Below are 19,021 nucleotides of genomic sequence, written 5' to 3' on the forward strand. Positions count from 1 at the left end.
ACCCGGCAGGGGGACGGCCGGCGGCCGGTGCTTCAGAGGCCGGGACGCACGGCGCCGCAGCGGCAGGCGTAGAGGCTCGACGGGCCGAACGCGTCGTCGCCGGACCACCGGAACCAGTGCACGTGCAGCGGCGCGCCGCGACGCCGGTCGCCGGGCGACCGGGGCCGGGGCGCGTCGGAGCGGCCACTCGTCCGGGTGAGCACGGCGCCAGTCTGACCGATGGCCGACCGTGACGAAAGTGCTGCTCGTGTGAACAGTTGACCTCACACGGGCGTCGCCCGTCCGGGCGCAGCGTCCGCGCGTGGTCGCGCTCCGTGCCGGCCGCGACGTCCTGCGGGCCGCGTGGTGCCCCTGGGACGGCTGGGACGGCGTCCGGAGCCCCGTCTGCGCGGCAGCCCGGACCGGCGTCGGCGCCCGGCTACACAAGGCGGGTGAACCGGTCCGTCCCAGTGCACCCGGTCGTCCCGTCGCTCGCCGCCACGCTCGCCGCGGCGGTGGCCCTCCTGCAGACCACGGGGCTCGCCGTGCGCCTGTTCGAGGTCCGCGGACGCCTCGGGCACCTGCTGGCGATGGACGCCCCCGGCTCGCTCGCCCGCTGGCTCGTGGTGGCGGTGCTCGGCGCCGCGGTCCTGGCCGCCGTCCTCGGGGTCGCCACCCAGCCCGCCCGGCGCCGGTGGTGGACGGCGGCGGCGGCGGTGCTGGCCGTCCTCGCCGGCGCGCAGCTGGCCGGCAACCTGCGCCTGCAGCTGCCGGCCGTGCTGGGGCTGCTGGTGGTCGCCGGCGCCGCGCTCGTCTGGGGGCTGGGGCGGGGCCGCGACCGCAACCGCCTGGTCGCCGTCCTCGGCGCGCACGTGCTCGCCGCCGTCGGGCTCTCGGCGATCGCCTCCTACGCCCGGGCCACCGGCGGGCCGGTGTCGGCCGCGTTCGCCACGTTCGTCGAGGAGAGCGGTGAGGCGCTGACCGCCGTCGGGCTGCTCGTGGCGGTCCTCGTGGCGCTCCTGCCACGCCGTCCGGCCCGCCCGGGTACCCCGGACGTGCGAACTGCCGCATCCGTGCGGATGGCGCCGCCCGTCGCGGTTGGCAGCGGGGCCTGACACCCATACCGTCCGCTGCATGCGCATCTCGGTCATCGGCTGCGGCTACCTCGGCGCCGTGCACGCCGCCTCCATGGCGGAGCTGGGGCACGAGGTCGTCGGCATCGACGTCGACGAGAACAAGGTCAGCGCGCTCGCGCACGCCAAGGCCCCGTTCTACGAGCCCGGCTTCGAGGAGCTGCTCCAGCGCACGCTCGCCTCGGGCCGGCTGCGCTTCAGCTCCGATTTCGCCGACGCCGCGGGCGCGCAGGTCCACTTCCTCTGCGTCGGCACCCCGCAGAAGCGCGGGGAGTACGCCGCCGACCTCCGCTACGTCGAGGCGGCCACCGAGTCCCTGATCGGCGTCCTGGCCCCCGGTGAGCTCGTGGCCGGCAAGTCCACGGTGCCGGTGGGCACCGCCGCCCGCCTGAGCGCCCTCGTCGCCGAGAAGGTGCCCGGCGCGCTGCTCGCCTGGAACCCCGAGTTCCTCCGCGAGGGCTTCGCCGTCGAGGACACGCTCCACCCCGACCGCCTCGTCTACGGGCTGCCCGAGGGGGAGGCCGGCGAGACCGCCCGGCAGCTGCTCGACGAGGTCTACCGGCCCATCGTCGAGCGCGGCACCCCGCAGGTGGTCACCGACTACGCCACCGCCGAGATGGTGAAGACGGCGGCCAACTCGTTCCTGGCCACGAAGATCTCCTTCATCAACGCCATGGCCGAGCTCTGCGAGGCCACCGGCGCCGACGTGAAGCTGCTCGCCGACGCCATCGGCTACGACGACCGCATCGGCCGCAAGTTCCTCAACGCCGGCCTGGGCTTCGGCGGCGGCTGCCTGCCCAAGGACATCCGCGCGTTCATGGCGCGCGCCGGCGAGCTCGGCGCCGACCAGGCGCTGACCTTCCTGCGCGAGGTCGACAACATCAACATGCGCCGCCGGATCCGCATGGTGGAGCTGGCCCGCGAGGTCTGCGACGGCTCGCTGCTGGGCAAGCGGGTCGCCGTCCTGGGCGCGGCGTTCAAGCCCGACAGCGACGACATCCGCGACTCCCCGGCCCTGAACGTCGCCGCCCAGCTGCAGCTGCAGGGCGCCGACGTGCGGGTGACCGACCCGGCCGCGATCGAGAACAGCCAGCGGTTGTGGCCGCAGCTCGACTACGCGGCCACCCCGGAGGAGGCGGCGGAGAAGGCCGACGCCGTCCTGGTGCTCACCGAGTGGCGGCAGTACCGCGAGCTCGACCCGGTCGAGTTCGGCAGGGTGGTGGCGCAGAAGCGGGTGCTCGACGGGCGCAACGCCCTCGACCGCGACGCCTGGGTCGCCGCCGGCTGGACCTACCGGGCGCTGGGCCGCCGCGGCAGCTGACCCTGTCCCGCACTGGGGCTCGTGGCCCGGGTCACGCCCCGGGATGCTGCCTGCCGTGCCGTGGTGGGGATGGCTGCTGGTCGCTGGTCGCTGGTCGCTGGCCGCGGCCGCCGGCAGCGTCTGGCTGGGTGCCGTCGCGGCCACCACGCGCCGCCGTGAGCGGGCCCGCCGCGCCCGCTGGTACGCCGCCGAGGCGGCGGGCGCCGGGCCTGCAACGGCGCTCGGGAGCGGTCAGCGAGCGCCTGGCGCGGGCCGGCGGGCCGCGGGGCCCGTGATCGTGGTTAGTCTCTGCGGCCATGACGTGGCTGGTGACCGGCGGCGCCGGCTACATCGGGGCGCACATCACGCGGGCGATGCTCGAGGCGGGCGAGCCCGTCGTGCTGCTCGACGACCTCTCCACCGGCGACGCGAGCCGGGTGCCCGAGGTGCCGCTCGTGGTCGGCAGCGTGCTCGACGGCGCCCTGGTCGAGCGGACGCTGCGCGAGCACCGCGTGCGCGGCGTCGTGCACGTGGCCGCCAAGAAGCAGGTGGAGGAGTCGGTCCGCCGTCCCCTGCACTACTACCGCGAGAACGTCGAGGGGCTGCGGGTCCTGCTCGAGGCCGCCGGCGCCGTCGGGGTCGACTCCTTCGTCTTCTCCTCCAGCGCCGCCGTCTACGGCGCTCCCGACGTCGACCTGGTCCGCGAGGACACCCCCTGCCGGCCGGTCAACCCCTACGGCACGACGAAGCTGGTCGGCGAGTGGATGGTCGCCGACGTCGCCCGCACCAGCGGCCTGCGCTACGCCAACCTGCGCTACTTCAACGTCGCCGGCGCCGCCGCCCCCGACCTGACCGACGTCGGCGTCTCCAACCTCGTGCCCATGGTCTTCCAGCAGCTGTCGCGGCACGCTGCCCCGCGGATCTTCGGCGACGACTACGACACCCCCGACGGCACCTGCGTCCGCGACTTCGTGCACGTGGCCGACATCGCCTCGGCCCACGTCGCCGCGGCGCGGGCGCTGGCCGACGGCGGCGTGACGGCGCTGACCGCCAACATCGGCCGCGGCGAGGGCGTCTCGGTGCGCGAGATGGTCGAGACGATCCGCGCGGTCACCGGCACCGCCGGGGAGGCCTGGTCGGCGCCGGTGGTCGAGCCGCGCCGTCCCGGTGACCCGCCGCGGGTCGTCGCCGCCGCCGACACCGTCGAGCAGGCGCTGGGCTGGCGGGCCGCGTTCGGGGCCGAGGAGATGGTGCGCTCGGCGTGGGAGGGCTGGACCCGCCTGCGTGGCGGCCGCTGAGCTCGCCGTTCGCCGTCACTCCCCGTAGTCACCGGCTCATCGCGGAAAGTGGCCGTCGCGGCGATTCATGAACGTGCTGTGACGGCCTCCTGACTGCCTGTTCCAGAATCGCTCCCGGCCATTACCCGGGTGAGAAGTGCCGCGCGCAACTGTCTACCGTCCTCAGGGGTCTCGGCTTAACGTCCGGGCGCCATCAGGACGAACGCACTGCTCAGCGGGGTGAGCGGTGCAGAGGGACAGGAGTCGCACCATTTCCGGGCTGCACGTGACCCAGCAGGCTGCTGCCGAGACGGAAGTCGTCGCCGTCCCGCCGGCCATCGAGCAGGGCGCGGCTCCCGAATCGCAGCGCTCGTGGCGCCGCGGCTACGTCCGGCGCATCGCTCTGGGTGACGGTCTGGCCGCCTGCGTGGCCGTCGCGGTCGGCCTGCTGGCCCGCTTCGGCACCGAGGCGGAGACCCTCGTCTACTCGCAGGCCTCCCTGTGGGCCGCCCTCGCCCTGCCCTTCGTCTGGCTCGCGCTGATGCTCGTCTCCCGCAGCTACGAGGAGCGGCACCTGTTCGTCGGGCCCGAGGAGTTCCGCCGCGTCTTCGGCGCCGCCGCCGCCTTCCTCGCCGTCCTCGGCACCGTGTCGTGGGCGCTGCAGCTCGAGGTCGCCCGCGGCTTCGTGGTGATCGCGCTGCCGCTGGCCACGTCGCTGACGCTGCTGCAGCGCTACGGGCAGCGCCGCTGGCTGCACCGCCAGCGCCGCCGGCAGCGGTACCTGCAGACCACCCTCGTCGTCGGCCACCAGGCCGCCGTCCAGGCCCTGCGCCAGCAGCTGCAGAACGAGGCCTACCACGGCTACCAGGTGGTCGGCTGCTGCCTGCCGCCCGGCCAGACGGGGCGCACCTCCGCGCTGCACGACCTGCCCGTCCTCGGCGACCTGACCGAGGTGCCCGCCGTGGTCGAGCGGCACCGCATCGACACCGTCGCCGTGCTGCCCTGCCCCGAGCTCGACGGGCCGGCGCTGCGCCGGCTGGGCTGGGACCTGGAGAAGACCAACGCCGAGCTGCTGCTGGCGCCGTCGGTCACCGAGGTCGTGGGCACCCGCGTGCGCATCCGGCCGGTCTGCGGGTTGCCGCTGCTGCACATGGAGCGGCCCGAGCTGCGCGGCGTCCGCCGCCTCGCCAAGGACGTCGTCGACCGGGTCCTGGCCGCGGTGCTGCTGGTCGTGCTCGCGCCGATCATGACCGGGATCGCCCTCGCCGTCCGGGTCAGCAGCCCCGGCCCGGTCCTCTTCCGCCAGGAGCGGGTGGGCCGCGACGGCCGCCGCTTCCAGATGCTGAAGTTCCGCACCATGGTCGACGGCGCCGAGCGGATGGTCTCGACCCTGACCTCGCTGGACGACGGCAACGGCGTGCTGTTCAAGATGCACGGCGACCCCCGCGTCACCCGGGTCGGCCGCTGGCTGCGCCGCAAGTCGCTCGACGAGCTGCCCCAGCTGTTCAACGTGCTGCTCGGCTCGATGTCGCTGGTCGGCCCCCGGCCGCCGCTGGCCCGGGAGGTCGAGCGGTACGGGGCCGACATGCACCGCCGCTTCCTGGTCAAGCCCGGCATCACCGGCCTGTGGCAGATCAGCGGGCGCTCCGACCTGTCGTGGGACGACTCGGTCCGCCTCGACGTCCGCTACGTCGAGAACTGGTCGCTCATGTTCGACTTCATGATCATGTGGAAGACGGTCGGCGCCGTCGCCAAGAGCAAGGGCGCGTACTGATGCGGGGGTCGCAGCCATGACGGTCCGGCACTTCCACCTCGGCCCGCTCGACCACCGGTGGCTGGCCGCCCACCGCGAGCTGCGCGACGCGCTCGTCGGCGCCCTCGCGGCGGTGGCGGTCGCCGCGCTGGTGCTCGTCGTCTTCCTCGTCCGGGCGTGAGCGCGGCCGAGCGCGTCCGGACGGCGGTCCGCTGGCGGCTGTACCTGGCCCTGAGCCGGCTGGCCCGGGCCGACCGCCGGCTGGCGTCGCCGTCGGTGGCGCTGACGTTCGACGACGGCCCCGACCCCGAGAGCACCCCGGCGGTGCTCGACGTGCTGGCCTCCCACGGCGTGCCGGCCACCTTCTTCTGCGTCGGGTACCGCGCCCGCGAGCACCCCGAGCTGGTCCACCGCATGGTGGCCGAGGGGCACGCGGTGGGCTCGCACTCCGAGACCCACCGGGTGACCGGGCTGCCGGCCCGCGAGGCGATGGCCGACTACCTGGCCGGCCGGCGCTCGCTCGAGGACGTCCTCGGCCGCCCGGTGCCGCTGTTCCGCCCGCCGCACGGCCGCATCGACGCCGGCGGCGCCCGCGCCCTGCGCGGCAGCGGCCTGCGCACGTGGCTGTGGACGGTCGACCCGGCCGACTACGCCCCGGGGACGACGGCGGAGAGCGCGCTGCGCGTCCTCGACGGCGCCGCGGCCGGCGACGTCGTCCTCATGCACGACGGCCTGGAGGAGGCGGTCGAGGGCGCGCCGCCCCGCTCGCTGCTCCAGGAGTACCTGCCGGAGGCGCTGAGCGAGCTCAAGCGCCGTGGAACGGAGTTCGCACCCCTCGCATGACGACGACCCCGCAGGTCTCGGTCGTGATGATCTTCCTCGACCCGGGCCCCTACCTCGACGAGGCCGTGGCCAGCGTGCTGGACCAGACCGTGCCCGACCTCGAGCTGCTGCTGGTCGACGACGGCTCGCGCGACGGCAGCGGCGACGTCGCCCGCCGGTGGGCCGCGGAGGACCCCCGCGTCGTCGTCCTCACCCACCCCGGCGGCGCCAACCGCGGCATGGGGGCCTCCCGCGCCCTCGGCGTCGCGCACGCGCGCGGGGAGTGGATCGCTTTCCTCGACGGCGACGACGTCTGGCTTGCCGACCACCTGGAGCGGCAGCTCGCCGCCGCCGGCCGGCACCCCGAGGCCGGCATCGTGGTCTCCCCGGCCACGATCTGGGTGACCTGGCGCGGCGAGGGCGCCGACGCCGTCCGCCCGCTGCCGTACGACGCCGACGTCCTCCTCCCGCCCGGAGAGCTGCTGCGCTCCACCACGTTCAGCGGCGGCGCCCCCGTGCCCACCTGCGGGCTGATGTTCCGGCGGGCGGTCGTGCCGCCGGACGGCCCCGCCGACCCGCTCTTCCGGGGCCTGTTCGAGGACCAGACGATGGTCTCCCGCCTCACCGTGCGCGCGCCGGCGGTCGCGGTCGCGGAGTCGACGTCGCTGTACCGCCAGCACCGCTCCTCGGCCGTGCACCGCTCGCCCGGGCGGGGGCACCGCGACCCGGCGACGCTGCGCTACATCCGCTGGCTGGAGGCGTTCCTGGCCGAGCACGACCAGCTCACCCCCGAGCGGCGGGAGCGCCTGGACCAGGCGCGGACGGCGTTCGAGCCGCGCTGGCGCTTCTGGGCCTGGTACCTCTCGCGCTGGGCGGCCATGCGGGTGCTGCCGGCGCGGGCGCGTGCCTGGCTGCGGCGCGGCCGCATGGAGGCCTCCGGGGTGGCCGAGCAGCCCGTCGCCCGCTGACACCGGGGTCCCGTCCCCGACCGGATGCCACCCGGTGCCGACCCGTGGTGGTGTCCCGCCGGCCTGAGCCACGCGTCGGCACCCGGGTGACCTGGCCGGACCGCCGCCACGCGCCGGGACCGGTGGGGCTCGTGTGACGTGAGTGGCACTTCGCGGATCGACATGTCGACATCCGCCTCCGTTGTGTCACGATTTGGTATCTCCTCGTCAACGACACGCTCGCGTGGGGTGCCCGCGAGTCTTCCCCGGAGGCCGTTCGTGTCCCCTCGCTCCACCCGACGCCGCCCGCTCGTGCTGCTCGGGGCCGCCGCTCTGCTCACGCTGGCCACCGCCTGCGAGACCCCGCTGGCCGTGAAGGCCGAGAAGCCGGCCCAGGTGTCCACCGCCGACTCCGGGCTCTCCAGCACGCAGCAGGCGCTGCCGTCGCCGTCGGCCGTCGTCCCGGCGCCGCAGCCGGCCCCCGCGCCGGCCCCGGCTCCCGCGCCCGCCCCGGCTCCGGCGCCCGCCCCCGCCCCCGCGCCCGCCCCCGCGGCGACGGCACCGGCCGACTACCCGTTCGGCCCCGACAGCGTGTGGCTCGACGACATCTCCGACGCGCCGCTGGCCCCCAACGCCGACGCGATGGCCGCCCACCTCGCCGAGTCGGTCACCTCCCGGTACGGCGGCGTCGCCGCGCTGAACGTGAGCCAGTACAACAACAGCTACTTCGTCGCCCCGGCCGGCACCCCGCTGGTCGACGTCGCCTTCAACGACTGCCAGGGCAAGGGCTACCTGCCCGACGGGCTCACCGGCCCCGGCGGGGAGTTCACCGGCGTGCCCATCCCCGAGGGCGCCGTGGGCGCCAACGGCGACGACAAGGCCATGTCCATCTACTCGCCGTCCACCGACCAGCTCTGGGAGTTCTGGGTGGCCGAGGAGGACGCCGACGGGCAGTGGAGCGCCTGCTGGGGCGGGCGCATCGACAACGTGAGCCAGAGCCTCGGTTTCCACGACGACGGCTTCGGCGCCAGCGCCAGCGGGCTGGCGCACACCGGCGGCATGGTCCGGCTGGCCGACGTCCGCGCCGGGTCGATCGACCACGCCCTGGCCCTGGCCATCCCCGACCCCGCCGACGGGTTCGTCTGGCCGGCCCAGCGCGGCGACGGCGGCAGCAGCGACCCGAACGCCATCCCGGAGGGCACCCGGCTGCGCCTCGACCCGTCGATCGACGTGGCCTCCCTCGGCCTGCACCCGGTCGCGGCGATGATCGCCGAGGCGGCGCAGAAGTACGGCTTCATCGTCACCGACTACTCGGGCGCGGTGGCCGTGCCCACGGAGAGCGGTGCCGGTGAGCAGCTGGTCACGGGCGTCGACCCGTGGGCGGAGCTGCTCGGCGGCACGGAGGAGTACTCGGTGCTCGAGAACTTCCCGTGGGGGAGCGTGCAGGCGCTGCCGGCCGGCTACGGCCAGCCGTAGGCCCACCCCTGACGCCGACGCACGCCGCCCGCGATCCGGGGGCGGCTCAGGCGTCGGACGCGGGCACCGAGATGTCGGTGGTGGGGGGCTCGACCTGCACCAGCGACGACCAGGGCAGCTGCTGCCCGAAGTTGCCCCACAGCGGGATCTGGTCGGCCGGGTAGGGGTGGTACGGCGTGCCGTACACCTTCTCGTGCTCGCCGGAGAAGCCGACGATGCCGGCCGACTCGGCGATGAACAGGCCGTAGTCGCGCAGGCAGACGAGCACCTTGCTCAGCACCTCCGCCGTCGACCCGTCGTCGCCGGCCTCCTCCGGGGGCAGTGCCCGCTCGGCGACCCAGCCCTCGATGTCGAAGTCGGCGGGCAGCCGGAACCGGGCGCCCTCGGGCAGCCGGTAGGGGTCGGCGGTGGCGTCGTCGGCGTCGGTGAAGTTGTTCTGGTCGTAGCGGGTGGCCGGCAGCAGGTGCGACGGCGACGCCGACCCCGCGCCCGTGATGGGCAGGGCCAGCGGCAGCGGGTGGCGGATGGCGTCGGCGTAGAAGTCCTCGGCGGTGAGGATGCCGCCCAGGTAGGACTGCCCGCACGCGGAGACGCCCCAGTCGTAGCCCTCGACCCGGCCGTCGGACCCGCCGCCGAAGGCCGAGGAGCCGGCCCACCAGCCGGGGTGGGTCGTGTAGTCGGCCATGTGGCCGCCCTGCTCGCAGGACCAGTCGTAGCCCGACGGTCCGCCCTCGCCGAACTGCCAGAACTCCCAGAGCTCCGTGCCCTGGATGATGATGATCGCGCCGTCGGTGCCCTCAGGGGCGATGTTCCCGTCGGGCAGGTCGGCGGGGTCCGGCACCGGGACGCCGCGGTCGAGCACTTCCTGCAGACCGGTCTTCTCGCGCCGCGAGTAGACCTTCGTGCGCGGCCAGTCGGCGGGCATCGTGTAGATGCACAGCGAGTAGTCGGTGGTGGAGACGGCGGTGTTGTACGGCGCCGCCCAGCCGAAGGAGACCGGCGTGGAGTCGGGGCCGAGCTGCGCCTGGAAGGCCAGCCGGGCGACGTAGTCGTCGGAGGTCGCGGCGAGCGGCGCCTCGGCCGGGAGCGGCTCGGTCCAGAACGGGTGCGGCAGCCGGCGCCCCGCCGTGGGAGCGGGCCCGCCCGAGGTCGGGGGCGGGGGAGCGGACGAGGGGGTGGTCGGCTGCGGTGTCCCGCCGCCGGAGGACCCGCCGCTGAAGACGCCGTAGGCGATGCCGGCGCCGGCGAGCCCGGCCAGGCCCACGCCGCCGGCGATGAGCAGCTGCCGGCGGTTCATCTCCCGCGCGGGCCGCTCCTCGGCGAGCCGGTCGGGCGCGGGGGCCGACGGGTCCCCGCTGTCGGTGTGCGGCGTGGACATGTCCTCGTTCAGACTCCGTCGGTCGGGCGGCGCGGTCGGTCGGGCAGGGCCGAGGTTGCCACGATCAGCGGGCGAGCGCCCGTGCCCCCGTCGTCGCGGTGCGGGCGGCCGGCCGGACGGCGGCCGCCGTGACCGCCGCGAAGGCGAACCACGCCGCGGCCACGTACAGCTCGCCGACCTCGTCGAGCTGGAAGGAGACCCCGTCGGCCACGATCCGCGGCACGACCATGAACAGCAGGCCGAGGACCGCCAGGATGCTGGCGCTGAGGTCGGGCACGGGAGCGCGCAGGCGGGTGGCCAGGCGCCGCACCGGCGCCAGGCGACGGACCGCGACCGGGTAGGCGACGAACGCCGCGCAGAGGAAGAGGAACGCGATCAGCCGGATGTTCTCGTGGATGCCCTCGATGTTGTGCAGGTTGAACTCGCCCTGCTCGTTGATCCGGTCCAGCTCCTCCGGCGTCGAGATCCCGAAGATGCGCTGGCCCCAGCTCACCTCCTCGCCCGCGACGAGGACCGACAGCACGGCCAGCGGCGCCGCCCACAGCCACGGGGTGCGCCTCCGCACCGCCGCCACCACGAACGCGACGGCGGCCAGCAGGTAGCACAGCGCCTGCAGGTACTCGTAGACGCCGTCCTCGGTGGTGAGCTGCGCCAGGAGGTCGAAGTCGAGGTAGTAGAGGAGCAGCGAGCCGAGTGCCACGACGGCCGCGACCGCCGTGACCACGCGGGGGTTCATGAATCGTGCGTGCATGCGTCCGCTCTTCCGTTCCTCTGGCGTTCCGGAGACGCGGAGCTTAACTGAGGGTGAACGCCCGTGGTCAGGTCGCTGGGACGGCGCAGCTAGAACGCTAGTTGGCGGAAGCAAGCAGCGTTGGAATGATCGCTCAGAGTGACGACCGGCCGTCGGTGACCAGGTCGATCAGGGCCCGGGCGTTGACCGCCGGGTCGTGGAGGGCCACGACCGCGGCCCGTCCGGCCTCGCCCAGCGCGCGGCCCAGCGCGCGGTCCTCGGCCAGCTCGCTCAGCGCCGCGGCGATCAGGTCGGCCCGGCCGGGGGCCACGAGCAGCCCGGTCCCGCGGTGCACCACCAGCTCGGGGATCCCGGCGATCGTCGTCGTCACCACGGGCAGGCCGCTGGCCATCGCCTCCATGAGCACGACCGGCAGCCCCTCGGCGAAGCTGGGCAGGCAGAAGGCGTCGCTGGCGCGGTAGAGGTCCGGCAGCTCCTCCTGCCCGCGCGGGCCGGCCAGCTCCACGGCGTCGTCCAGGCCGCGGGCCCGGATCTCGGCGGCGAGCAGGTCGTGCAGCGGCCCGCCGCCGACCAGGGTGAGGTGCACCGGGGTGCCGGCGGCGACCAGCCGCGCCACGGCGTCGAGCAGCAGCGGGGCACCCTTCTCGGGCACCAGCCGGCCGACGCTGAGCACGCGCAGCGGCGCCCCCGGCGGGCGGTCGGCGGCGGGCGCGGGCGAGAAGCGGCGCGTGTCGACGCCCATGCGCACCAGGCCGGCCTTGCCCCACTGCTCCGACGGCAGCGAGCGCAGCACCTGGCTGCGGCAGAAGTCGGTGATGCAGGCGACCCGGGCGGCCGAGGCCAGCTTGGCGGGGAGGTCGTAGCGCGAGACGTCCTCGAACTCGGTGGGCCCGTGCATGGCCAGCGACCAGGCCCAGCCGGCGTCGGGGCCGTCGGCGGCCGTGCCCACGGCGACCGCCAGGCGGGCGATGTCGGCGCCGTTGTTGGCGAAGTGGACGTGCACGTGCCGCAGGCCGAGCCGGCTCATCCGCCACCACAGGACGACGGCCTCGCCGAGGTAGAACACCTGCATCGCCCGCGCCCGAAGGGTGCGCGGCCCGCTGCGCAGGGCCAGCGCGAGCCCGGCGCCCAGGGCGGCGGGGGACCGGCGCAGCAGGGCCAGCGAGGCGCGCAGCAGGGTGGGCACGACCGCCCGCTGCAGCACCGCGGTGCGGCGGGCCTCCTCCCGCGACCGCTCGGTCACCAGGTCGGCCGGCTCGGGCTCGCGCGCCGAGAAGGTGTGCACCTCCGCGCCGAGCGCCCGCACCGCCTCGATCTCGGTCTCGATGAAGGCGTGGCTGATCTCCGGGTACTGGCTGACCAGGTAGGCCAGCCGGGGACGGCCGGGCGCGGGGAGCGCCGTCATCGGCCCCGGAGGCCGGAGAGGGCGGCCCGGGTCAGGAGGCCGGCGGCGTGCGGGAGGCCGTGCACGACGTAGCGCTTGAACAGCCGCCGCGGCTCCTGGGCGAGCCGGAACGCCCACTCCAGCCCCAGCCGCTGGACCAGCTCCGGCGCCCGCCGGGTGCGGCCGGCGATGAAGTCGATGCTCCCGCCGCAGCCGATGAACCAGGCGGAGGGCACCTCTCGGCGCAGCCGCAGCATCAGCCGCTCCTGCTTGGGGAACCCGAGCCCGACGAACACGAGATCGGGGTCGGCCGCGCGGACGGCCTCGGTGATCCGCCGCAGCTCCTCGGGGGAGGACTCGAAGCCGAACGGCGGGCTGTACGTGCCGGCCACGGTCAGCCCGGGCACCTCGGCCGCCAGCCGGGCGGCCGCGCGCTTTGCCTCCGGCGGCTGGGCGCCGAGCAGGAAGACGCTGCGCCCTTCCGCGGCTGCGGCACGGGCGAGGTCCCACACCAGGGTGGCGCCGCTGACCCGCTCCGGCAGCGGCTGGCCCTGCAACCGGGCGGCCCACACCAGCGGCATCCCGTCGGCGACGATGAGCTCGGCGTCGTCGATCAGGTCGGCGTAGCGCCCGCCGCGGGCCTGGCGGTGGATGTCGAGGTTGGGCGTGACGATCCGGCCTCCCCGGCGGCCCTCGAGGCTGGACATCACGTGCCGGACGGCGCCGGCGTGGGTCACCGCGTCGGCGGGGATGCCGTCGATGACCACCCGCTGCGGCGGCGCGGCGGGGTCGGCGACGACGTTCGGCTCGACGGCGAAGTTGGCCTCGCGGGTCGAGGAGTCGCGCTCCCAGGCGGTGCCGGCCGCCGCGCGGGCGGCCCGGAACCGGGCGGCGAGGGTCACGCCGACGTAGACAGCGGCCCCCGGAAGCAGGTGGGGACGCCGGAGGACCAGCCCGGCGAGCGCCCGCAGCGTCCCGCCGCCGGTGGGCGCGGCGGCGTCGGCGCTCAGCCGGATCTCCTCGCCGCGCCGGGCGATCTCGCGGTTGCCGCGGGCCACGCGGGTGCGCACCGCGAGCAGCGCCCGCAGCGTGCGCGGCGCCCGCACCTCGGAGTCGGCGTCGACGACCACCCGCTCCTCGGGCGCGAACAGGCGCTCGACGAACAGGTCGTCGGCCACGACGTCGGGGAAGGCGTCGAACCGGCGCCGCGCGGCCTCGGACAGGCCGTAGACCCCGCGGCCGGAGAAGCCCTCGGTCGCGAACGGCAGCTGCTCGAAGACCCGGTAGAAGGCGCGCACCGGCCAGGTCGACCGCGAGACGTCGAAGCGGACGCGGGGCGCGGCGACGACCGGCCGGTCGGTCTCCAGGGCCTCGGCGAGGCGGCGCAGGCCGGGGCCGTCGAGCCGCACGTCGGCGTCGAGGTACACCCGGGGGAACACCGAGGAGACGCGGTCGCCGGCGTTGAGGGCGCCGATCTTCGACGGCTCGTCGAGCTCGACCACCCGCACGCCGGGCAGCGTGCGCGCGACGGCGGCGGTGTCGTCGGTGCACCCGTTGGCGACCACGACGAACGCGGCCTCGTCGGGGCCGAGCTCGTCCACCAGCGCGCCGAGCCGGTCCTGCAGGACGGCGGCCTCGTCGTGCGCGGGAACCACGACGGAACAGGTGGCGGGCCGGGGCATGGTGTCCCGGTTCGTCACTGAGCGTTCCCCTCTCTGTCTGCACACGGTCGTGTCCCCCGCGGTGCAGGATGTCATCCGGACGGCGTACGTGGGGGACCGGCCTCCGCGTGATCTCGTGCACGGGGACGGGTGCGGCCGCCCCCGTCACCGTGCGTGCGGTTAACCTCCAGCGCGTGAGTTCGGCGCCGGAGTCGACCGCCGAGGCTCAGGCCCCCGGCGATCGCGGACTGCTGGGCCGGCTCCTGCGCGGCAGCAGCTGGGAGGCCGCCGCCCAGATCATGCCGCTGGTCGTCAACATCGTCATGACCCCGCTGATCATCGCGGGGCTCGGCATCGACCGGTACGGCCTCTACCTGCTCGTGCTCGTCATCGCGCAGGTGCTCTCCGCGGCCGACGGCGGCTTCGGCGGGGCCGCGCTGCGCTACTTCTCGGTCTACGCCGGCGAGGGCGACCGCGTCCGGCTCACCCGCCTGCTGACCACGGCCGTGCTGCTCGTCGCGGCGGTCGGGACGGCGGCCTTCGGCGCCTTCTTCTGGGCCGCCCCCCACGTGCTGCGCCTGCTGCAGATCCCCGACGAGCTGCTGGGCGAGGGCACCTTCCTGCTCCGCGCGCTGATCCTCATCACGGCGATGTCGCAGCTGCGCAACCTGTTCGCCGCGGTGCTCAACGCGCACGGCCGGTTCGCACTGACCAGCATCACCAACAACCTCGGGTACGTCGTCTACATCGTCGGCGTCGTCCTGACCGTCCGGCACGACTGGGGTCTGTACGGCATCGGGGTCACGCTCGTCGTCCAGCAGGTGCTGGCGACGTTCGTGATCGTCCCGGCGTCGCTGCGGCACCTCGACCTGCGGTCGGTCGGCCTGACCCCGTGGGCGCAGCTCAAGCCGTTCCTCCGCTACGCCCTGCACACGCAGTGGGCCGACATCATGCTGCTGCTCACGCTGCAGACCGACGCCATCGTCGTCGGCGCCTTCCTGCCGGTGCGGCAGGTGGCCTACTACAGCACCGGGGCGAACTTCGCGCTGCAACTGCGCCAGGTCCCGCTCAACGCCCTCATCCCCATGCAGAGCACGCTGGGCCAGTCCGTGGGGGCCAAGGGCCCGGACGGCGCCCGGGCCGACTTCGAGCGGCTGCAGCGGCTGTGGGTCGTCGGGACGACGGGGTGGGGCGCGGTGGCCGTGGCGGCCGCGTGGTTCGGCATCACGGCCTGGCTGGGCCACGACTTCGCCATCTCCGGCGTCGTGGCCGTCGTCATGCTGCTCGCCTACCAGGTGACGCTGTGGGCCGACGTCCTGACGGTGTGGACGCAGGCCCTCGAGCGGCCCGAGCTGCCGGCGCGGTGCGCGACGGTGGCCGTCGTGGTGAACCTCGTGCTCACCCTCGTGCTGGTCCACCCGTTCGGGATCCTCGGCACCGTGGCCGCGACGGCGGTCAGCCAGATCGTCGCGTCGTTCCTGCTGCTGCGCCTGGCGCGGCGCAAGCTGCCGGGCACGACCCGCAGCTTCCTCCGGGAGATCCCGGTGCTCCCGGCCCTCGCCGCGGCCGCGCTGGTGCTGGCCCTGGAGCTGCTGTTCCGGCCCCTGGTCCCGCAGGGCCCGCTGGGCCTGGTCCTCTCGGGGCTGGTGGCCGCGCCCGGGCTGGCCCTCTACGCTCTGCTGGCTTTCGGGCCGGCCCGGTCGCTGGCGTTCGTGCGCGACCGGTTCCGGCGGCAGGAGACGACGGGAGGGGTGGCGTGACGGTCCGCTCGGCGTTCTGGCGGCTGCGCTTCGCGCGGTGGGGGCGCCGCCCCGCGCAGCGCCCCGGCTACACGCTCCTGCTGCCGGTCCCCGGCGACCTGCCCGTGTTCCTCGACCTCGCGCTGGCCGTCTGCCGCACCCAGGCCGCCGAGCACCGGCTGGCCACCCTGGTCATCCCCGACGTGCCCAGCGAGGAGGTGCGCCGGCGGGTCGACGAGGCCGCACCCACCTGGCCCGGCCCGCTGCACCTGCTGCCGCTGCCCGCCGTCGACCGGGCGGTCCTGCCGCGGCTGGGCGACCCCGGCCGCAACCACGGGGCGCAGCTCATCCGGGGCGTGCACGCCGCGACCAGCACGCACGTCGTCCTGCACGACGCCGACCTGTTCCTCATGGACCCGCGGGTGCACGAGGACGAGTACGCCCTGGCCCGCGCCCGCGACCTCGACGTCCTCGGGGTCTCACCGCCCTGGGACCCCTGGTACGCGGCCCGCGGCCGCACGCTCGCCGCCACCTGGGAGCAGGTCGCGCGGGTGGACTGGCTGCGCGCCTTCCCGCCGCACCGCCACCTCGGCCACGACGCCGTCGTCGGCGGCGAGCGGCACACCTTCGACACGACGTTCTGGCCGCAGCTGCACAGCGACCCGGCGCGGATCGCCGTCGGCGACGGGTTCGAGGCGCGCATCGTGCACCTGAACTACGTGATCAGCACGTACCGGGCCTACCAGCGGCGCAGCGGGCCCTTCCACGACGACAGCTTCCGGCTGCTGCTCATCCGGCTGTTCGTCGACCTCTTCGCCCGGGAGGGCGACGACTACGGCCTGCCCGACGTCGAGGCGCTCGCCGCCGGCCTCGGCCGGGCCGGCGACCCCGAGCGGGCGGTCGGCTACGCGGCCGAGGACGGCGAGAACTACCGGCGGATGCGCGACAAGCTGCAGGCCGTCGTGCGCGGGCCGTGGTCGGACCCCGACCGGGCGGCGCGCTGCCTCGAGCTGCTCCGCCGGTTCGACGACTTCTACGGGCTGACCCCGGCCGCCTGACCCGGCGCGTCCGCGGGCGCCGCCGCCACCTCGTCGCGGCGGGGGAGCAGGTGGTTGCGCAGCACGATGCCGGCCATCAGGAAGATGAGCGTGTTCGGCAGGGGGTACGGCAGCGGGCTGAGCATGATCACCACGCCCCAGACGCAGCCGAACCCGACGAGGATGACCCGCCAGTCGGCCAGGTCCTGCCGCGCCGGGCGGCTCAGCGCCGCGCGCACCGGGCCGGCGAAGACGCACGCCAGCCAGAGGGCGGCGCCGATCAGGCCGAGCTCGGCGGCCCGCGACAGGACGACGTTGTGGACCTCGATGTTCACGTTCGTCACCGGGTAGGCGTCGGACTGGCGCACCCAGTCGGCGCTCTCCTGGATGAACCGCGACCAGCCGATGCCCTCGAGCGGGTTCTCCTCCACCATCCGCAGCGCGGCGGCGTTGGTGTTGGCCCGGTCGTACACCGAGCGCTGCGTGGTGAGCCGCTCCACCACCAGCCGGGTCACCTCCGGCACGGTGAGCAGGACGACGCCCACCGTCGCGACCATGCCGCCGGCCAGCAGCGGCAGGCGCCGGCGCAGGGTGGGCGTGATCAGGCACACCACCAGCAGCCCCAGCACGGTGCCCACCCACACCGAGCGGGTGAGCGTGAGCAGGACGCCGAGGGCGCACAGCGGCACGGTGAGGACCGAGACGACCCGCCAGGCCCGGCGGAAGCGCAGCGCCCCCACCAGCGCGGCGAACAGCGCCGCCGCCATGAGCATGCCGTTGGCCTCGGCGGAGACGTAGGGGCCGCGGGCGCGCCCGAAGACGTCACCGATCGTGGGGTCGGCGATGTAGCTCGGGAAGACCAGCGCGGTCGGCCCCACCATCTCGAAGATCGCGATCAGGCCGAGGTAGAAGCCCAGCCCGATCAGCGCCTTGAGCAGCAGCCGCCGGTCGTCCTCCGTGCGGAACACCAGCGGGGCCAGGGCGAACAGGACGAACGGCACGGCCACCCGGTCGGCGAGGGCGTAGAAGCCCTCCGAGGTGGTCAGCGTGCCGGCGCCGACCGCGGACCAGACGATCCAGGCGACCGTGGCGGCCATCAGGGTGTGCACCCACCGCCACCGGAAGCCGCCGGGGACCCGCAGGTGCCCGCCGAGGAACAGCAGGCCGACGCCGGCCGGGATCAGCAGGCGGTCGGGGCTGACCGGCAGCCCGACCTGGTCGCTGTACTTCGACAGGACCGAGAGCACGAGGCCCGCGACGACGAGCCGGACCCCCCAGTAGCGCGACCGAGGGTGGTCGTCCTCGATCGCCTCGGTCATCGTCTCCCGCCGCGCGCGTCCTCGAGCACCCGCTGGTCCTCGGCCGGCTCCGCGCCCGCCTCCGCCGCGGCCGGCTGCGCCGCCGGCTTCCCGGCGGGCTGCCCGGTCGCGGGCTCCGCCGTCGTCGGCGCGGCCTGCTTGCCGCCGGCGGCCTGCCGGTGCGCCCGGCGGCGCTCCAGCAGGGTCGCCACCCCGAGCGCGAGCAGGATGCCGGCGGCCAGCCCGGCGAGGGTGAACCGCCCGGCGGTGGCGACGAAGTCGTCGCCCTGCCGCGCGGCCGGCTGGATCACCTGGAGGGTGGCGGGCGTGCCGACGGTGCTCACCAGGTTCTGGTACTTCTGCCCGAGGGCGTCGGCCTGGACGGTGAGCAGCTGCACCTGCGCCGCGGCGGCGGCCGCCGCCGCCTGGAGCGCGTTGAGGTCGTCACCCGCGCGCGGGAAGCCCGAGGAGGCCCGGCCGCGCGCCGTGTCCAGGGCCAGCTGGGCCGCCGCGGAGGCCTGCTGCGCGGTGGCCAGCTGGTTGCTCACGTCGGTGTACTGCTGCAGCGTGGTGGCGGTCAGCTCGTCGTGCGCCGTCGTGTCGTTGATCGTCGTCACCAGGCCGTCGGCGATGTTCTGCGCGGCCTGCACCGCGATGCCGGGCTCGGCGGCGGTCACCTCGATGCGCACGACGTTGGAGTCGGGGATGGGCGAGGCGGTCACGTCCTTGATGGACCCGACCTCGACCTTCAGCGTCTCCTCCAGGTTCCGCTGCTCCTGGGCGTTGTTGACGTACCGGGCGTAGTCGGCGGCCAGCTCGGACGAGGCCAGCGGGAACGAGGCCACGTTGTCCGACGTGAGCCCCCGGCCGGAGACCGCGAGCCGGGCCTCGGCCGTGTACACCCGCGGGCGCTCCTTCCCGACGTAGAAGGCGACGACCGTGCACGCCAGCACCAGCACCAGGCTGACGACGACGTGCCGGCGCAGCGCCGTCATGGGGGTCGGCTTGCGTGCCGCCACGACATCACTCACAGGAGGTTCCTCGCGTATTCCTCGTGGACGGCCGCGCTGCGGTCGTCCGACGGTC

The 19,021-nt window shown here is 75.0% G+C and carries 17 protein-coding genes; 10 read left to right on the forward strand and 7 right to left on the reverse strand.

Features of this window, described 5'->3' with window-relative positions; translation table 11 throughout:
• Nucleotides 1-32: 32 nt before the first annotated feature.
• A complete protein-coding gene (locus tag ACI78S_RS20680; protein WP_456976854.1) occupies nt 33-203 on the reverse strand; it encodes a hypothetical protein in 171 nt (56 codons plus the stop codon).
• A gap of 228 nt (nt 204-431) precedes the next feature.
• On the opposite strand from ACI78S_RS20680, the gene ACI78S_RS20685 reads away from it, so the two are divergent.
• The 8 genes from ACI78S_RS20685 to ACI78S_RS20720 all read left to right on the forward strand — a co-directional run bounded on the left by ACI78S_RS20685 (nt 432) and on the right by ACI78S_RS20720 (nt 8,687).
• Complete coding sequence (locus ACI78S_RS20685) at nt 432-1,094, forward strand: hypothetical protein (protein WP_456976855.1); 663 nt, start codon at nt 432-434, stop codon at nt 1,092-1,094.
• 19 nt (nt 1,095-1,113) lie between these two features.
• On the forward strand, nt 1,114-2,433 hold the full coding sequence (locus ACI78S_RS20690; protein WP_456976856.1) for a UDP-glucose dehydrogenase family protein: 1,320 nt from the start codon (nt 1,114-1,116) through the stop codon (nt 2,431-2,433).
• Nucleotides 2,434-2,729: 296 nt separating this feature from the next.
• Nucleotides 2,730-3,710: a UDP-glucose 4-epimerase GalE gene (gene galE / locus ACI78S_RS20695; RefSeq protein WP_456976857.1), complete on the forward strand. Its 981-nt coding sequence runs from the start codon at nt 2,730-2,732 to the stop codon at nt 3,708-3,710.
• Nucleotides 3,711-3,975: 265 nt separating this feature from the next.
• Nucleotides 3,976-5,463, forward strand: coding sequence for a sugar transferase (locus tag ACI78S_RS20700; protein ID WP_456976858.1), 1,488 nt, complete (start codon nt 3,976-3,978; stop codon nt 5,461-5,463).
• 16 nt (nt 5,464-5,479) lie between these two features.
• Complete coding sequence (locus ACI78S_RS20705; protein WP_456976859.1) at nt 5,480-5,623, forward strand: hypothetical protein; 144 nt, start codon at nt 5,480-5,482, stop codon at nt 5,621-5,623.
• Nucleotides 5,620-6,285, forward strand: coding sequence for a polysaccharide deacetylase family protein (locus tag ACI78S_RS20710; RefSeq protein ID WP_456976860.1), 666 nt, complete (start codon nt 5,620-5,622; stop codon nt 6,283-6,285). The genes ACI78S_RS20705 and ACI78S_RS20710 overlap by 4 nt, the downstream gene beginning before the upstream one ends.
• Nucleotides 6,282-7,232 (forward strand): glycosyltransferase family 2 protein, encoded by a 951-nt coding sequence (locus ACI78S_RS20715; protein WP_456976861.1) that lies wholly within the window; start codon nt 6,282-6,284, stop codon nt 7,230-7,232. The genes ACI78S_RS20710 and ACI78S_RS20715 overlap by 4 nt, the downstream gene beginning before the upstream one ends.
• 258 nt (nt 7,233-7,490) lie before the next feature.
• Nucleotides 7,491-8,687: a hypothetical protein gene (locus tag ACI78S_RS20720; RefSeq protein WP_456976862.1), complete on the forward strand. Its 1,197-nt coding sequence runs from the start codon at nt 7,491-7,493 to the stop codon at nt 8,685-8,687.
• Nucleotides 8,688-8,733: 46 nt separating this feature from the next.
• On the opposite strand, the gene ACI78S_RS20725 is transcribed toward ACI78S_RS20720, so the two are convergent.
• The 4 genes from ACI78S_RS20725 to ACI78S_RS20740 all read right to left on the reverse strand — a co-directional run bounded on the left by ACI78S_RS20725 (nt 8,734) and on the right by ACI78S_RS20740 (nt 13,855).
• The gene (locus ACI78S_RS20725) at nt 8,734-10,065 is read right to left on the reverse strand and encodes a hypothetical protein (RefSeq protein ID WP_456976863.1); all 1,332 of its coding nucleotides are present in this window, start codon (nt 10,063-10,065) and stop codon (nt 8,734-8,736) included.
• 64 nt (nt 10,066-10,129) lie between these two features.
• Nucleotides 10,130-10,816 carry a hypothetical protein gene (locus tag ACI78S_RS20730; RefSeq protein ID WP_456976864.1) on the reverse strand — a complete coding sequence of 229 codons (687 nt, stop codon included), beginning with the start codon at nt 10,814-10,816 and terminating at the stop codon, nt 10,130-10,132.
• 133 nt (nt 10,817-10,949) lie between these two features.
• Entirely contained in the window at nt 10,950-12,221 is a 1,272-nt protein-coding gene (locus ACI78S_RS20735) for a glycosyltransferase family 4 protein (RefSeq protein ID WP_456976865.1), read from the reverse strand.
• A complete protein-coding gene (locus tag ACI78S_RS20740; RefSeq protein ID WP_456976866.1) occupies nt 12,218-13,855 on the reverse strand; it encodes a WecB/TagA/CpsF family glycosyltransferase in 1,638 nt (545 codons plus the stop codon). Before ACI78S_RS20740 ends, ACI78S_RS20735 begins: the two co-directional genes overlap by 4 nt.
• A 200-nt stretch (nt 13,856-14,055) precedes the next feature.
• On the opposite strand from ACI78S_RS20740, the gene ACI78S_RS20745 reads away from it, so the two are divergent.
• Together ACI78S_RS20745 and ACI78S_RS20750 are read left to right on the forward strand one after the other, a co-directional pair.
• Entirely contained in the window at nt 14,056-15,621 is a 1,566-nt protein-coding gene (locus ACI78S_RS20745) for a lipopolysaccharide biosynthesis protein (RefSeq protein WP_456976867.1), read from the forward strand.
• Complete coding sequence (locus ACI78S_RS20750; RefSeq protein ID WP_456976868.1) at nt 15,618-16,658, forward strand: hypothetical protein; 1,041 nt, start codon at nt 15,618-15,620, stop codon at nt 16,656-16,658. Before ACI78S_RS20745 ends, ACI78S_RS20750 begins: the two co-directional genes overlap by 4 nt.
• Here ACI78S_RS20750 and ACI78S_RS20755 read toward each other — a convergent pair.
• On the reverse strand, nt 16,634-17,956 hold the full coding sequence (locus tag ACI78S_RS20755) for an O-antigen ligase family protein (RefSeq protein ID WP_456976869.1): 1,323 nt from the start codon (nt 17,954-17,956) through the stop codon (nt 16,634-16,636). The two genes, ACI78S_RS20750 and ACI78S_RS20755, sit on opposite strands and share 25 nt — an antisense overlap.
• The gene (locus ACI78S_RS20760) at nt 17,953-18,966 is read right to left on the reverse strand and encodes a hypothetical protein (RefSeq protein ID WP_456976870.1); all 1,014 of its coding nucleotides are present in this window, start codon (nt 18,964-18,966) and stop codon (nt 17,953-17,955) included. The genes ACI78S_RS20755 and ACI78S_RS20760 overlap by 4 nt, the downstream gene beginning before the upstream one ends.
• Nucleotides 18,967-19,021 lie beyond the last annotated feature (55 nt).

The sequence above is a fragment of the Geodermatophilus sp. SYSU D00815 genome (assembly GCF_054050035.1).

Excerpts from the sequence above, each read along its gene's own strand:
- ACI78S_RS20690 (WP_456976856.1), top strand. The coding sequence starts at position 1,114 with ATGCGCATCTCGGTCATCGGCTGCGGCTACCTCGGCGCCGTGCACGCC.
- galE (WP_456976857.1), top strand. The coding sequence starts at position 2,730 with ATGACGTGGCTGGTGACCGGCGGCGCCGGCTACATCGGGGCGCACATC.
- ACI78S_RS20705 (WP_456976859.1), top strand. The coding sequence starts at position 5,480 with ATGACGGTCCGGCACTTCCACCTCGGCCCGCTCGACCACCGGTGGCTG.
- ACI78S_RS20715 (WP_456976861.1), top strand. The coding sequence starts at position 6,282 with ATGACGACGACCCCGCAGGTCTCGGTCGTGATGATCTTCCTCGACCCG.
- ACI78S_RS20725 (WP_456976863.1), bottom strand. The coding sequence starts at position 10,065 with ATGTCCACGCCGCACACCGACAGCGGGGACCCGTCGGCCCCCGCGCCC.
- ACI78S_RS20730 (WP_456976864.1), bottom strand. The coding sequence starts at position 10,816 with ATGCACGCACGATTCATGAACCCCCGCGTGGTCACGGCGGTCGCGGCC.
- ACI78S_RS20735 (WP_456976865.1), bottom strand. The coding sequence starts at position 12,221 with ATGACGGCGCTCCCCGCGCCCGGCCGTCCCCGGCTGGCCTACCTGGTC.
- ACI78S_RS20755 (WP_456976869.1), bottom strand. The coding sequence starts at position 17,956 with ATGACCGAGGCGATCGAGGACGACCACCCTCGGTCGCGCTACTGGGGG.